16 protein-coding genes are annotated in these 14,236 nt (G+C 53.8%); 10 read left to right on the forward strand and 6 right to left on the reverse strand.

Annotated elements, in window-relative coordinates:
• Position 1 precedes the first annotated feature (1 nt).
• From aaeA to GRPL_RS18715, 3 genes are all read left to right on the forward strand, one after another.
• A complete protein-coding gene (aaeA, locus tag GRPL_RS18725) occupies positions 2-934 on the forward strand; it encodes a p-hydroxybenzoic acid efflux pump subunit AaeA (RefSeq protein ID WP_032690546.1) in 933 nt (310 codons plus the stop codon).
• A gap of 5 nt (positions 935-939) precedes the next feature.
• The gene (gene aaeB, locus GRPL_RS18720; protein WP_032690547.1) at positions 940-2,907 is read left to right on the forward strand and encodes a p-hydroxybenzoic acid efflux pump subunit AaeB; all 1,968 of its coding nucleotides are present in this window, start codon (positions 940-942) and stop codon (positions 2,905-2,907) included.
• 161 nt (positions 2,908-3,068) lie between these two features.
• Entirely contained in the window at positions 3,069-3,344 is a 276-nt protein-coding gene (locus tag GRPL_RS18715; RefSeq protein ID WP_032690548.1) for a barstar family protein, read from the forward strand.
• Between the two features lie 49 nt (positions 3,345-3,393).
• On the opposite strand, the gene yhcN-B is transcribed toward GRPL_RS18715, so the two are convergent.
• From yhcN-B to argR, 3 genes are all read right to left on the reverse strand, one after another.
• Positions 3,394-3,660 (reverse strand): DUF1471 family stress response protein YhcN-B, encoded by a 267-nt coding sequence (gene yhcN-B / locus GRPL_RS18710; RefSeq protein ID WP_004868249.1) that lies wholly within the window; start codon positions 3,658-3,660, stop codon positions 3,394-3,396.
• Positions 3,661-3,762: 102 nt separating this feature from the next.
• Positions 3,763-4,026 carry a peroxide/acid stress response protein YhcN gene (gene yhcN / locus GRPL_RS18705; RefSeq protein WP_004868247.1) on the reverse strand — a complete coding sequence of 88 codons (264 nt, stop codon included), beginning with the start codon at positions 4,024-4,026 and terminating at the stop codon, positions 3,763-3,765.
• A 353-nt stretch (positions 4,027-4,379) separates the two neighbouring features.
• Positions 4,380-4,850, reverse strand: coding sequence for a transcriptional regulator ArgR (gene argR, locus GRPL_RS18700; RefSeq protein ID WP_004868245.1), 471 nt, complete (start codon positions 4,848-4,850; stop codon positions 4,380-4,382).
• Positions 4,851-5,265: 415 nt separating this feature from the next.
• Here argR and mdh point away from each other — a divergent pair, with 415 nt between their 5' ends.
• The gene (mdh, locus tag GRPL_RS18695; RefSeq protein WP_004868243.1) at positions 5,266-6,204 is read left to right on the forward strand and encodes a malate dehydrogenase; all 939 of its coding nucleotides are present in this window, start codon (positions 5,266-5,268) and stop codon (positions 6,202-6,204) included.
• Between the two features lie 53 nt (positions 6,205-6,257).
• Here mdh and degS read toward each other — a convergent pair whose 3' ends face one another.
• The 3 genes from degS to zapG form a co-directional block, all read right to left on the reverse strand.
• On the reverse strand, positions 6,258-7,316 hold the full coding sequence (degS, locus tag GRPL_RS18690) for an outer membrane-stress sensor serine endopeptidase DegS (RefSeq protein ID WP_032690699.1): 1,059 nt from the start codon (positions 7,314-7,316) through the stop codon (positions 6,258-6,260).
• 87 nt (positions 7,317-7,403) lie between these two features.
• Complete coding sequence (degQ, locus tag GRPL_RS18685) at positions 7,404-8,771, reverse strand: serine endoprotease DegQ (RefSeq protein WP_032690549.1); 1,368 nt, start codon at positions 8,769-8,771, stop codon at positions 7,404-7,406.
• Between the two features lie 173 nt (positions 8,772-8,944).
• Positions 8,945-9,343 (reverse strand): Z-ring associated protein ZapG, encoded by a 399-nt coding sequence (gene zapG / locus GRPL_RS18680; protein ID WP_004868227.1) that lies wholly within the window; start codon positions 9,341-9,343, stop codon positions 8,945-8,947.
• 190 nt (positions 9,344-9,533) lie between these two features.
• On the opposite strand from zapG, the gene zapE reads away from it, so the two are divergent.
• From zapE to nanR, 6 genes are all read left to right on the forward strand, one after another.
• Positions 9,534-10,661 carry a cell division protein ZapE gene (zapE, locus tag GRPL_RS18675; protein ID WP_032690550.1) on the forward strand — a complete coding sequence of 376 codons (1,128 nt, stop codon included), beginning with the start codon at positions 9,534-9,536 and terminating at the stop codon, positions 10,659-10,661.
• A 290-nt stretch (positions 10,662-10,951) separates the two neighbouring features.
• Complete coding sequence (gene rplM / locus GRPL_RS18670) at positions 10,952-11,380, forward strand: 50S ribosomal protein L13 (protein ID WP_004868222.1); 429 nt, start codon at positions 10,952-10,954, stop codon at positions 11,378-11,380.
• A gap of 15 nt (positions 11,381-11,395) precedes the next feature.
• Entirely contained in the window at positions 11,396-11,788 is a 393-nt protein-coding gene (gene rpsI, locus GRPL_RS18665; RefSeq protein WP_003025138.1) for a 30S ribosomal protein S9, read from the forward strand.
• Positions 11,789-12,102: 314 nt separating this feature from the next.
• Positions 12,103-12,741: a stringent starvation protein SspA gene (gene sspA / locus GRPL_RS18660; protein ID WP_004868218.1), complete on the forward strand. Its 639-nt coding sequence runs from the start codon at positions 12,103-12,105 to the stop codon at positions 12,739-12,741.
• A 3-nt stretch (positions 12,742-12,744) separates the two neighbouring features.
• Positions 12,745-13,242, forward strand: a complete 498-nt coding sequence (gene sspB, locus GRPL_RS18655; protein ID WP_032690551.1) for a ClpXP protease specificity-enhancing factor — start codon at positions 12,745-12,747, stop codon at positions 13,240-13,242.
• A 120-nt stretch (positions 13,243-13,362) separates the two neighbouring features.
• Positions 13,363-14,154 (forward strand): transcriptional regulator NanR, encoded by a 792-nt coding sequence (gene nanR / locus GRPL_RS18650; RefSeq protein WP_015585646.1) that lies wholly within the window; start codon positions 13,363-13,365, stop codon positions 14,152-14,154.
• The last annotated feature ends 82 nt before the right edge of the window (positions 14,155-14,236 follow it).

Consider the following 14,236-nt stretch of genomic DNA (forward strand, 5'->3'; position numbering starts at 1 on the left):
TGTGAAAACACTAACAAGAAATATCTTCCGTACCGCAATCACTGTGATACTGGTTATCCTCGCATTTGTCGCGATTTTTCGCGCATGGGTCTATTACACCGCATCGCCCTGGACGCGTGACGCACGCTTTAGCGCCGATATCGTGGCGATCGCGCCGGATGTGTCAGGACTGATTACGCAGGTCAACGTCAAGGATAACCAGCTGGTTAAGAAAGACCAGGTTTTGTTCGTGATCGATCAACCGCGTTATCAGAAAGCCCTCGAAGAAGCTCAGGCCGATGTCGCTTACTACCAGACCCTGGCGCAGGAAAAGCGTACCGAGGCCGGGCGTCGTAACCGGCTTGGCATACAGGCGATGTCCCGTGAGGAAATAGACCAGGCCAACAACGTCTTACAAACGGTGGAGCATCAGCTGGCAAAAGCGATGGCAACCCGCGATCTGGCGAAGCTCGATCTTGAACGCACGGTTATCCGCGCGCCGGCCGATGGCTGGGTGACCAACCTCAACGTATACAGCGGCGAATTTATTACCCGTGGCTCCACAGCCGTGGCGCTGGTTAAGCAAGACACCTTTTACGTGGTGGCCTACCTCGAAGAGACCAAACTGGAAGGGGTTCGTCAGGGCTACCGTGCGGAAATCACCCCGCTGGGAAGCAGCCGCTCGATTAAAGGTACGGTGGACAGCATTGCCGCCGGGGTGACCAACGCCAGCAGCAGCAGCGACGCTAAAGGGATGGCTTCCGTGGATTCTAACCTTGAGTGGGTTCGCCTGGCGCAGCGTGTGCCGGTCCGTATTCGACTCGATAAGCAGCAGGGCAATCTGTGGCCAGCGGGGACAACCGCGACGGTGGTGATTACCGGTAAAGAAGACCGCGATACAACCCAGGTGAACTTCTTCCAGAAACTGGCGATGCGCCTGCGTGAGTTTGGTTAATCGCCATGGGGATCTTCACCATTGCTCCCCGGCACCTCCGCTTCGCCATTAAATTAGCGTGTGCGGTGGTGCTGGCGTTATTCGTCGGCTTCCACTTTCAACTGGAAACCCCGCGCTGGGCGGTGCTGACGGCGGCTATTGTTGCCGCCGGTCCGGCATTCGCCGCCGGGGGAGAACCCTATTCTGGCGCCATCCGCTATCGCGGGATGCTGCGTATCGTCGGGACGTTTATCGGCTGTATTGCCGCGCTGGCGATAATCATTCTGATGATTCGCGCGCCGCTGCTGATGATGCTGGTGTGCTGTCTGTGGGCGGGTTTCTGCACCTGGATCTCCTCGCTGGTTCGCGTCGAAAACTCCTACGCGTGGGGGCTGGCAGGCTATACCGCGCTGATCATTATTATCACCATTCATACCGATCCGATGCTGGCGCCGCAGTTTGCCGTTGAGCGTTGCAGCGAGATTGTGGTGGGGATTGTCAGCGCCATCATGGCGGATCTGCTATTTTCCCCGCGCTCGATTAAGAAAGAGATCGATCTTGAACTGGATAACCTGCTGGTAGAACAGTACCGCCTGATGCAACTTTGTGTGGCGCATGGCGACAGCGAGGTGGTCGACAAAGCATGGGGGGCGCTGGTACGCCGGACTAACGCCCTGGAAGGCATGCGCGGCAACCTGATTATGGAGTCGTCGCGGTGGGCAAAGGTTAACCGCCGCCTGAAGGCCATTAACACCATCTCCCTGACGCTGATTACTCAGGCCTGTGAAACCTATTTAATCCAGAATTCACGCCCGGAAATGGTGACCGATGATTATCGCGAGCTGTTTGCCGAGCCGGTTGACACCGTGCAGGACGTCCACCGACAGCTGAAGAGAATGCGCCGCTTTCTGACATGGAAAGGGGAGCACAACACGCCGGTGACGATCTACAGCTGGGTGGGGGCGGCGACGCGCTATCTGCTGTTGAAACGCGGCGTGGTCGGCAATACCAAAATCAGCCGGATTGAAGATGAAGTGCTGCAGGATGAAGTGGTGATTAAAGCGGGGTCCGCCGAGCGTCATCATGCGATGGTCAACTTCTGGCGCACCTCCATCTCCTGCATCCTCGGTACGTTGTTCTGGCTGTGGACCGGCTGGACCTCCGGCAGCGGGGCGATGGTGATGATCGCCGTGGTGACCGCGCTGGCGATGCGCCTACCGAACCCGCGGATGGTGGCGCTCGATTTCCTCTACGGGATGCTGGTAGCCCTGCCGCTGGGGGCGCTGTTTTTCCTCGTGATTATGCCCGCGACGCAGCAAAGCATGCTGTTGCTGTGCATCAGCCTGGCGGTGATGGCATTCTTCATTGGGATTGAAGTCCAGAAGCGCCGGCTGGGATCGATGGGGGCGTTGGCAGGCACCATCAATATTCTGGTGCTGGACAACCCAATGCAGTTTCAGTTCAGCCAGTTTCTCGATAGTGCGCTGGGACAAATCGTCGGCTGTTTCCTGGCGCTGATGGTGATTCTGCTGGTGCGGGATAACTCTCGGGAGCGTACCGGGCGCGTGCTGCTGAATCAGTTTGTTTCGGCGGCGGTCTCATCGCTGACCACCAACACCGCTCGTCGCAAAGAGAACCATCTTCCCGCGCTTTATCAGCAGCTGTTCTTACTGTTGAATAAGTTTCCCGATGACATTGCCCGTTTCCGCCTCGCATTGACGCTGATTATTGCCCATCAACGTTTGCGGGACGCTCCGGTACCGGTCAACGAAGATCTCTCGGCATTCCATCGCCAGCTGCGACGCACCGCGGACCATATGATATCCGCCAGCAACGATGATAAGCGGCGTCGCTATTTCGCCCGTCTGCTTGAAGAGCTGGACGTTTATCAGGAAAAACTGCAGGCCTGGGAGGCATCGCCGCAGGTGACCGAACCGGTCCGGCGGCTGGTGGAGATGTTGCGAAAATACCAGTACGCCTTCACCAATCACTAACTCCCTGAAACCGACGCTGAAGCGTCGGTTTTTTTATCACTATACTTAATCGTCGGGGATATTCGCGTTTCGTTCAGGGAAGCAGGGAAAGAAACCCCGGCGCGTGCAAGTATGGGCAGTATTGCGGGTGGCAATAGCGCGATGTTGACTGGGTGTGGGCGATGACTATCTATACATTTGATTTTGATGATATAGCCGATCAGCAGGATTTCTATCGTGAGTTTTCACAGAGCTTCTCGCTCAACCGCGAGCAGGTGAACAATCTGGACTCACTGTGGGAAGCCGTAACCGGCGGTCTGCTGCCGCTGCCGCTGGAGATTGAGTTTATTCACTTAAGCGATAAGCAGCGTCGGCGCTTTGGCGCCTTGATATTGCTGTTTGATGAAGCGGAAGAAGAGCTGGAAGGGGAGCTACGGTTTAACGCCAGGCAGGCATAAAAAAGCCCCCGACGGGCGGGGGCAAGTCGTCGGACAAGACGACGAGGGTTTATTTGTACAACTCAGCTGTAGCGTGCCAGCTATCGCCGGTACGGGCTTCAATAATACGGTAGCTGCTGGCGCCTTCTTTTTCGGCTTTAGCCGCCAGTTCATGGCGCATATCCATCGGGGCGCTGCCTACCTGAGAAACAGAGATGGTGCCCATCGACTGCAGGTTTTGAGCTTGTTCCGCGTTGACCTGATGTACGGCGGCACTCGCGCCGAAGGAGAGAACGGAAGCCAGGCCCAGGGATGCGATGATCATTGAACGTTTCATAATCTTTACTCCAACCATTTGTTGCAGCGGCGGGAGGCTTTATATGGGCCTGGGCCGCTGGAAATTATTCGTATTGAGTTTGTAACCGACAATCATTACGTCTTATTTATAAAGCTCTGCCGTAGCGTGCCAGTGGTCACCGGTACGGGCTTCGATGATGCGATAAGAAGATGCACCTTCTTCCTGAGCTTTTTTGTTCAGCATTTCATGCATATCCATCGGGGAAGAACTCACCGCGCCGACGGAAATGGTACCGATTGACTGACGGCCTTGTGCCTGATCGCTGTTGATAGAGTCAGCGGCGAAAGCGCCAAATGACAGAACAGACAGGATGCTTAGTGCAGCGACAGTTGTTTTGATTTTCATGATGTTCACCTCGTCGAATCTTATTATTGAGGGCTCTTCGTTTCGTGACCCTCATCACAAAATCAAGTATACACTAATCACCAAAAATATTAATACCCTGCTAATGGTTGTATGAGTAAATAATTACAAAGAATTGTCGTTTTTATAACATATAAGAATTAGAAATGTCATTTACTCGCCATTCAGGTTTGATATAGCGATTAAAATCATATAGATAGGGTGTTTTGATATTTTGTGCGCTTCCGGCGAGTTCATTCGGTAAAAGTATGTATAGAGGCCGAAAACCACACTAAATGTTAAAGAAATGCAATATTTTTGAAAAGGCCCTCTGGTGGGAACCAGAGGGGAGGCTCTCAGAGTTCCTGTTCAAACAGAACGAGAATGGCGTCGTACAGATCTTTGACGGTGAAGCCTCTGGCCGGGGTCGTAAAGATGGTGTCATCCCCGGCAATGCTGCCGAGAATCCCTTCCGCTTTGCCGAGAGAGTCCAGCAGGCGAGCAATCAGCTGCGCTGCGCCCGGGCTGGTATGGATAACCACGACGGCATCGTTATAGTCGATATCCAACACGAGGTTTTTCAGCGGGCTGGAGGTCGTCGGAACGCCAAGCTCGGCAGGCAGGCAATAGACCATCTCCATTTTGGCGTTACGGGTACGAACCGCGCCAAATTTTGTCAACATGCGGGAGACTTTCGATTGGTTGATATTATCGAAACCTTCTTCCTGCAGCGCCTGGACGATTTCACCTTGAGAGCTGAACTTTTCTTCTTTAAGCAGCAGTTTAAACGCTTTAACCAGTTCTTCTTGTTTTGCCGAACTTCGCATAAGTCACCCAAATTATGGTGGTAAAAACAACATCATTATGCATAGTAATGAATTTTTATGCAAATAATCCGCAGGGGGATAAAGTAAATAATGTTATGAAGGGGGCATATTTTAGCAAATAACCCTGCTAAGGAACATGCCTTCATCACAGCGCGTAAATCGCTGTAAAAGTAAACTAAATGTTATGAGAATGATGTTGTTTTGCCGAGTGAGCTGGGTGTATTGTAACCAACAGTCGATCCGGTACTACGTTTTGCTGGATGGTCAGTCTCAGGGATGAAAATGCGAAGCGGATGCATCGCTGCGCACCAGAACGCATTCTTCAACCATACTTATTGTAATTGTTCATCTTGTGAATTAAGGTCCAGGCGACGGAGTAACGAAAGACTATATTAACCATAATAAGGAGTTTAGGATGAAAGTTGCAGTCCTCGGCGCCGCTGGTGGAATCGGCCAGGCGCTTGCCCTACTACTTAAGACCCAACTGCCTTCAGGTTCAGAACTCTCGTTGTACGACATTGCTCCGGTCACGCCGGGCGTGGCGGTTGATCTTAGCCATATCCCTACCGATGTAAAAATCAAAGGTTTCTCCGGTGAAGACGCAACTCCGGCGCTTGTTGGGGCTGATGTGGTGCTGATTTCCGCTGGCGTAGCCCGTAAGCCAGGCATGGATCGCTCCGATTTATTTAACGTTAACGCTGGTATCGTGAAGAACCTGGTACAGCAGATAGCGAAAACCTGCCCGCAAGCCTGCATCGGTATCATTACTAACCCGGTGAACACGACGGTGGCTATTGCGGCAGAGGTGCTGAAAAAAGCGGGCGTGTACGATAAGAACAAACTGTTTGGCGTTACCACGCTGGACATCATCCGTTCAAATACCTTTGTGGCTGAGCTGAAAGGTAAATCCGCATCCGACGTTGAAGTGCCGGTTATTGGCGGCCACTCCGGCGTGACCATCCTGCCGTTATTGTCGCAGATTGCTGGCGTGAGCTTCAGTGAGCAAGAAGTTGCCGATCTGACTAAACGCATCCAGAACGCCGGCACCGAAGTCGTTGAAGCCAAAGCCGGTGGTGGTTCTGCCACGCTTTCTATGGGGCAGGCGGCCGCCCGCTTTGGTCTTTCCTTAGTGCGTGCGATGCAGGGCGAGAAAGGCGTGGTCGAATGCGCTTATGTTGAAGGCGATGGCCAGTACGCGCGTTTCTTCTCACAGCCGTTACTGCTGGGCAAAAACGGCATCGAAGAGCGTCAGTCGTTCGGTAAGCTCAGCGCCTTTGAGCAACAGGCGCTGGAAGGCATGCTCGATACGCTGAAGAAAGATATCGCCCTGGGCGAAGATTTCGTCAATAAATAAAATGGCGATGCGATAAAAAAACCGGAGCCGCGGCTCCGGTTTTTTTATGTCGGTCAGTTGGTCGCCGGATATTCCTGAACGGCGATATGCAGAGTGATTTTTTTGTCATCGCGCATGATAACCACCGGAATTTCGGAGCCTGGGCGGATTTCCGCGACCTGGTCCATGGTTTCGAGGGCGGAAACCGCCGGTTTGTCATTCACAGAAATGATCACATCGTTGGCGCGGATACCGGCCTGAGCCGCCGGACCATCCGGAGCAACGTCATTAACCACAATCCCCTGCAGCTGATCGATGCCGCCGCCCTGAGCATGCAGCGGCGCAATCTCGCGGCCGCTGATACCGATATAACCGCGGATCACGCGGCCATCGCGGATCAGCTTATCCATGATCTTGGTTGCCAGCTGGAAGGGAATCGCAAAGCCGATCCCTTCCGGCGTTTCACCATCATTACTTTTATCAAATGACAGCGTGTTGATACCCATCAGTTCGCCCAGCGAGTTCACCAGCGCGCCACCGGAGTTGCCGTGGTTGATTGATGCATCGGTTTGCAGGAAATTTTGCCGTCCGGTAGGGTTCAGGCCGATACGACCGGTAGCGCTGATAATCCCTTGAGTAATCGTCTGACCGAGGTTGTAAGGGTTACCAATCGCAAGGACGACATCGCCGATATGCGGCACTCGTTTCGGGTTGATAGGGATGACCGGCAGGCCGGCATTGGCGTTAATTTTTAATACCGCCAGGTCAGTCAGGGTGTCAGAGCCAACCAGTAACGCTTCAAAAACACGACCATCCTGCAGGGCGACAATAATCTGATCCGCATCATTAATGACGTGTTTGTTGGTCAGGATGTAACCACGCTGGTCCATGATAACGCCGGAGCCCAGAGTCAGCTGATTATGGCTGGTACCGTTCAGCGCGCGATTATAGACGTTGACCACCGCAGGGGCAGCGCGGCGAACGGCAGAATTATAGCTGGCGGGCGACTCGTCCGCGCTATCGTACTGGGTTGTTGTCGACAGATGCCATTGACGCAGCGAAGGCATTACGGCCAGAAGCAGGCCTCCGACGATCAAACCAATGAGTACAGAACGTAAAAACTTTCCAGGCATGATACCGGTATCGTTGATGGATGGACATGCGCAGCATAACACGAGTTATCCGGACATCGCACTGCGGGCGATGTCCGGAAATGCGTGTTATCGCAGCAGCAGATAGATGCTTTCGTTACCGCGAATGACGTTCAGGGCGATGACCGCCGGCTTGCTCTCCAGCACTTTACGTAGTTCGGCAATAGAGCGCACGCGCTCGCGGTTCAGGCCGATAATAATATCGTCCTTGTGCAGGCCAACCTGCGCCGCCGGGCTTCCTTTATCGACGTTGTCGACGGCGACGCCTTTAGTGCCGTCTTTCATCTGACCGTCGCTCAGCGATGCCCCCTGAAGCGCAGGGATGATGAGATCGGCGCTGGCGGTAGACGAGGTGCTCTTATCCAGAGTGACTTCGACATCCAGCGGTTTCCCGTCGCGCAGCAGGCCCAGCTTCACTTTGGTGCCCGGCTCGGTCGTGGCAATTCGCGAACGCAGCTCGGCAAAGCTGCTCAGCGGTTTACCGTTCATGCTGACAATCACGTCGCCGGACTTAATCCCGGCTTTCGCCGAACCTGAATTCGGTAAGACTTCGCTGACGAAGGCCCCGCGCTGAGCGTCGATATTCATCGCTTTAGCAATATCCGCGCTCATTTCCATGCCCTTAATTCCCAGCAGGCCGCGTTTGATTTCGCCAAACTGGATCAGCTGTTGAGCGAGGGTTTGCGCCATATTACTCGGAATGGCAAAGCCAATGCCGACGCTGCCGCCGCCTGGCGCCAGAATCGCGGTGTTGATACCAATCAACTCGCCGTTCAGGTTCAGCAGCGCGCCGCCGGAATTACCCCGGTTAATAGAGGCATCGGTCTGGATAAAGTTCTCCAGCCCTTCAAGGTTCAGACCGCTGCGACCGAGTGCGGAAATAATGCCGGATGTGGCGGTCTGCCCGAGGCCAAATGGATTACCGACGGCCACGGCGAAATCGCCAACGCGAAGTTTATCGGAATCGGCGATCGCGATTTGCGTCAGATGGCTGGGGTTTTGTAATTGCAGCAGGGCGATATCGCTCTGATCGTCGCTGCCGACCAGCTTCGCATCAAATTCGCGCCCATCGTTGAGCTGAACACTGATTTTCTGTGCCTGGCTGATCACGTGATTATTAGTTAATACATAGCCTTTGGCGGCATCGATGATTACCCCGGAGCCCAGGCCTTCAAAAGGCTGAGCCTGCTCCTGCGGCGCATTGTCGCCAAAGAACTTTTTCAACTCTTCCGGCATGTTTTGCGTGGGGGCGGCGGTCCCTTCAACCTGGACGCTCACGACCGCGGGCAGCACTTTTTCCAGCATCGGCGCAAGGCTTGGCAAAGCCCCCTGGCCGGGTACCTGCGTGGGTAACGATGCCGTCGCCGTAGGTAAAACCGACAACGATAACCCGATGCTTAACGCTAACGCACTCAACAGCAAAGTCTGTTTCTTCATTAGTTGCTGGCTCTCGTAACCTGAGGTGTATGGAAAAACGTCCCGAATGGCCTGATGTTATTGAATTTTCAACCGGCTAACAATGCGGTCAATGATTAAATAATAGCTGGGATGTGGGGTTGAGGCGGGCGCAGGGAGTGCGCCCGGATAATATTTTTGCTGGCAGGGATAAATCAGTCGCGTTTTGCACCACCGCGCAGCAGGCCGGATGCGCCTTCAGAATAATCGCGCGGCATCTGGACCGGCGCCTGATCGTTGCCGGCTTCTGATTCCGCCAGACGATTGCGGAACGGGTTTGCGTCCGCCATGGTATCCGGCAGCAGACTGCTGGAGCTTTTTGCCATGTGCTGATACAGCTGGCGATAATCATCGGCCATGTTATCCAGCAGTTCAGCGCTGCGGGCAAAATGACTGACCAGCTCTTCACGATACTCTTCAAGCTCTGTTTTATTCTTTTCCAGTTCGAACTGCAGCGCCTGTTGTTGACGTAATTTGCGGTTGCCAAAACGCATGGCGACGGCACCGATGATGATACCGACAACTAGCCCAATTAGCGCATATTCCCAGGTCATGTACATCTCCCGTTGTTTTGTGGTTCCGTAGGGTGGCTGTAAGGCTCTCCGCCTGCGCCCGATAGTGCCACTATAACCGCTAATTCCACAGAAGTGGAATCCTGGCGTATCATCGCGTAGTGTAGAACGGCCTTTTTTTCGTCAATCGTGAGCTTCAGCATTACGGTTTTCAAGGAATAACAATTAGATCATGCAAAGCCTGTCCCCAACATCGCGTTACCTTTTAGCTCTCAAAGAGGGCAGCCATCAACCTGACGACGTCCAGCAAGAAGCGGTAAGCCGCCTCGATACTATCTATCATGAACTGCAGAATAAACCCGTTCCGGCGCCGCAAAGCAGCGGCCTGCGGGCAAAATTCGGCAAGCTGCTGGGTAAGCGTGAACCTGCCGTCGAGACGGCTGCCGTACGTGGCCTCTATATGTGGGGGGGCGTCGGGCGAGGGAAAACCTGGCTGATGGACCTTTTTTATCATAGCCTGCCTGGCGATCGTAAGCAGCGCCTGCACTTCCATCGCTTCATGCTGCGCGTCCATGAAGAGCTGGTGGCCTTGCAGGGGCACAGCGACCCGCTGGAAATCCTCGCCGACCGCTTCAAGGCGGAAACCGACGTTCTCTGTTTCGATGAGTTTTTTGTCTCCGATATTACTGACGCCATGCTGCTGGGCGGCCTGATGAAAGCCCTGTTCGCACGTGGCATCACGCTGGTGGCCACCTCGAACATCCCGCCAGATGAGCTCTATCGCAACGGCCTGCAGCGCGCCCGCTTCCTGCCCGCGATCGATGCGATTAAACAGCATTGCGACATTATGAATGTGGACGCGGGCATTGATTACCGCCTGCGCACGCTGACGCAGGCCCACCTTTGGCTGTCGCCGCTCGATGCGCAGACGCAGCAGCAGATGGATAAACTATGGCTGGCATTAGCGGGTGCGAAACGCGAGCAGACGCCGACGCTGGAAATTAACCATCGACCACTCCCGACATTAGGCGTCGAAAACCAGACGCTGGCGGCCTCGTTTGCCACATTGTGCGTGGACGCGCGCAGCCAGCACGATTACATCGCGCTTTCGCGCCTGTTCCATACCGTCATGTTATTTGATGTACCGGTGATGACGACGCAGCTGGAAAGCGAAGCCCGGCGGTTTATCGCCCTGGTGGACGAGTTCTACGAGCGGCACGTTAAGCTGGTTGTCAGCGCCGCGGTGCCGCTGTATGACATTTATCAGGGAGAGCGACTGAAGTTTGAGTTTCAGCGCTGCTTATCGCGCCTGCAGGAAATGCAAAGCGAAGAGTATTTGAAACGCCCGCATATGCCTTAACTGGCGGGCTTTCCCCCGCGCATCCTGTTGCCAGGGCACAAGGATATCGCACGGCAACGCGCCGTCGAAAAAAGCAGGTTCAAATCACATAAAGGGGTCGATCTTTGGCCCCGACTTCTCTATAATCTTGCGACCCCACGTTACAAGAAGGTTTTTTTCCCAAAACTTTCTATAGTGCCGGCATAGGCTATTCGAAGGGGTAGGTTTGCTGGACAATGTCGTGTGAACCTCAACTGACTAAACGTTTGGGTGTTCACCAACGTGTAACTTATTATTTGGGTAAGCTTTTAATGAAAACTTTTACAGCTAAACCAGAAACCGTAAAGCGCGACTGGTATGTTGTTGACGCGACCGGTAAAACTCTGGGCCGTCTGGCTTCTGAACTGGCTCGTCGCCTGCGCGGTAAGCACAAAGCGGAATACACTCCGCACGTCGATACTGGTGATTACATCATCGTTCTGAACGCAGAAAAAGTTGCTGTAACCGGCAACAAGCGCGAAGACAAAATGTATTACCATCACACCGGCCACATCGGTGGTATCAAAGAAGCGACCTTTGAAGAGATGATTGCTCGCCGTCCTGAGCGTGTGATTGAAATCGCGGTTAAAGGCATGTTGCCAAAAGGCCCGCTGGGTCGTGCTATGTACCGTAAACTGAAAGTTTACGCGGGTAACGAGCACAACCACGCGGCACAGCAACCGCAAGTTCTTGACATCTAATCGGGATTATAGGCAATGGCTGAAAATCAATATTACGGCACTGGTCGCCGCAAAAGTTCCGCAGCTCGCGTTTTCATCAAACCAGGCAGCGGCAAAATCGTTATCAACCAGCGTTCTCTGGAACAGTACTTCGGTCGTGAAACTGCCCGCATGGTAGTTCGTCAGCCGCTGGAACTGGTCGACATGGTTGAGAAACTGGATCTGTACATCACCGTTAAAGGTGGTGGTATCTCTGGTCAGGCTGGTGCGATCCGTCACGGTATCACCCGCGCTCTGATGGAGTATGATGAGTCCCTGCGTGGCGAACTGCGTAAAGCTGGCTTCGTTACCCGTGATGCTCGTCAGGTTGAACGTAAGAAAGTCGGTCTGCGTAAAGCACGTCGTCGTCCTCAGTTCTCCAAACGTTAATTGTTTTCTGCTTATGCAGAACAATTTGCGAAAAAACCCGCTTCGGCGGGTTTTTTTATGCATAAACCTGCGGTTATCCACAAGGAAATCGCCTGTTCTTACCACTTTTTCAGCATTTCCAGAATCCCCTCACCACAATGCCTTCAAGATCTGGTAAACTATCATCCAATTTTCTGCCCAAATGCTGGTGATTGTTCATTTTTTGTTTTTTAGGCATAAACAATAATGGCTTCACGCGAATGGGGTTTTTACATCTGGCTGGCCACGCGTGGCTGGTAGCAGTACAAAAATTCTGAATATACCTGGAGGTTTTCATGGCTGTCGCTGCCAACAAACGTTCGGTAATGACGCTGTTTTCTGGTCCTACTGACATCTATAGCCACCAAGTCCGCATCGTGCTGGCAGAAAAAGGTGTTAGTTTTGAGATAGAGCACGTGGAGAAGGACAACCCACCTCAGGATCTGATTGACCTCAACCCGAATCAAAGCGTACCTACGCTGGTGGATCGTGAGCTCACTCTGTGGGAATCCCGCATCATTATGGAATATCTGGATGAGCGTTTCCCGCATCCACCGTTAATGCCGGTCTATCCGGTAGCGCGTGGAGAAAGTCGTCTGTACATGCAGCGTATCGAGAAAGACTGGTATTCGTTGATGAACACCATTCAGACCGGTACCGCCGCGCAAGCGGATACCGCACGTAAACAGCTGCGTGAAGAGCTGCAGGCGATCGCGCCTGTCTTCACTCAGAAACCTTACTTCCTGAGCGATGAGTTCAGCCTGGTTGATTGCTATCTGGCGCCGCTGCTGTGGCGTTTGCCGGTTCTCGGTGTTGAAGTTATTGGTGCCGGCGCGAAAGAGCTCAAGGGCTATATGACTCGCGTCTTTGAACGTGATTCCTTCCTCGCTTCTTTAACTGAAGCCGAGCGTGAAATGCGTCTCGGTCGGGGCTAACCGATGGATGTATCGCAGCTAACGCCGCGTCGCCCGTACCTACTGCGGGCGTTCTATGAGTGGCTGCTGGATAACCAGCTGACTCCACACCTGGTTGTGGATGTGACACTGCCAAACGTACAGGTTCCGATGGAGTATGCGCGCGACGGGCAAATCGTTCTGAATATTGCTCCGCGCGCCGTGGGTAATCTGGAACTGGCTAATGACGAAGTACGCTTCAACGCGCGCTTCGGCGGTGTCCCGCGTAACGTTTCCGTGCCTATGGCTGCCGTACTGGCTATCTATGCTCGTGAAAACGGCGCGGGTACTATGTTCGAACCTGAAGCGGCTTACGATGAAGAGGTCAGCACTCTGAATGATGACGATGCATCGGTAAGCAATGAAAGCGAGACGGTCATGTCGGTGATCGATGGCGATAAGCCGGATCATCATGATGATGACCCGGATGATACGCCGCCGCCGCCGCGCGGTGGGCGTCCGGCGCTGCGCGTCGTGAAATAATCCAGCAGGTCGTGGATTTCATATTGCAGGCCCTTCGGGGCCTGTTCTGTTATCTACGCCGCCAGCATGGCATTCTTGTGTTAAGATGGTTCGGTCGTCACTTGCTGTCACACATCACACATGGTCCCTATGAGCGCATTTGATCCCCAGACAGAAGAAGCATCCACCCCCATCGGTAACAGCCTGCACCGCCGCCCTCTGGCGCGCAAAAAGCTGTCGGAGATGGTAGAAGAAGAGCTCGAGAATATGATTCGCCGCCGTGAGTTTGCCGAAGGCGAGCAGCTACCTTCTGAACGTGAGCTGATGACTTTTTTCAACGTCGGGCGACCTTCTGTGCGCGAAGCTCTGGCCGCGTTAAAGCGTAAAGGACTGGTGCAGATTAACAACGGTGAACGCGCCCGCGTCTCCCGGCCTTCTGCCGACACCATCATTGGCGAACTTTCGGGGATGGCGAAGGATTTTCTCTCTCACCCCGGTGGGATCGCGCATTTTGAACAGCTGCGTCTGTTTTTCGAGTCCAGCCTGGTCCGCTATGCAGCGGAGCACGCCAGCGACGAGCAGGTTGCAAAGCTGGAGCAGGCGCTGAAGATCAACAGCCAGTCGCTGGATGATAACGCGCTGTTTATCCGTTCAGACGTTGAATTTCACCGCGTGCTGGCGGAAATTCCCGGTAATCCTATCTTCCTGGCTATCCATGTCGCCCTGCTGGACTGGCTCATCGCCGCACGCCCTACCGTCCCGGAGCACGAGCTTCACGAACATAATAACGTAAGCTATCAACAACATATCGACATCGTTGATGCGATCCGCCGCCATGATCCTGATGAGGCCGATCGCGCCCTGCAGACCCACCTCAATAGCGTTTCCGCCACCTGGCACGCCTTCGGCCAGAAAAAACAATCACGTAAGTAACAAGACCGATCGTCTGGATCCTCGTTTAGTGAAGCCGATCGCATAATAAGCGTTCCCTATGAGGTCTTCGCGCAACTCGTCT

This window comes from Klebsiella planticola ATCC 33531 (genome assembly GCF_000735435.1).
Taxonomy (GTDB): domain Bacteria; phylum Pseudomonadota; class Gammaproteobacteria; order Enterobacterales; family Enterobacteriaceae; genus Klebsiella; species Klebsiella planticola.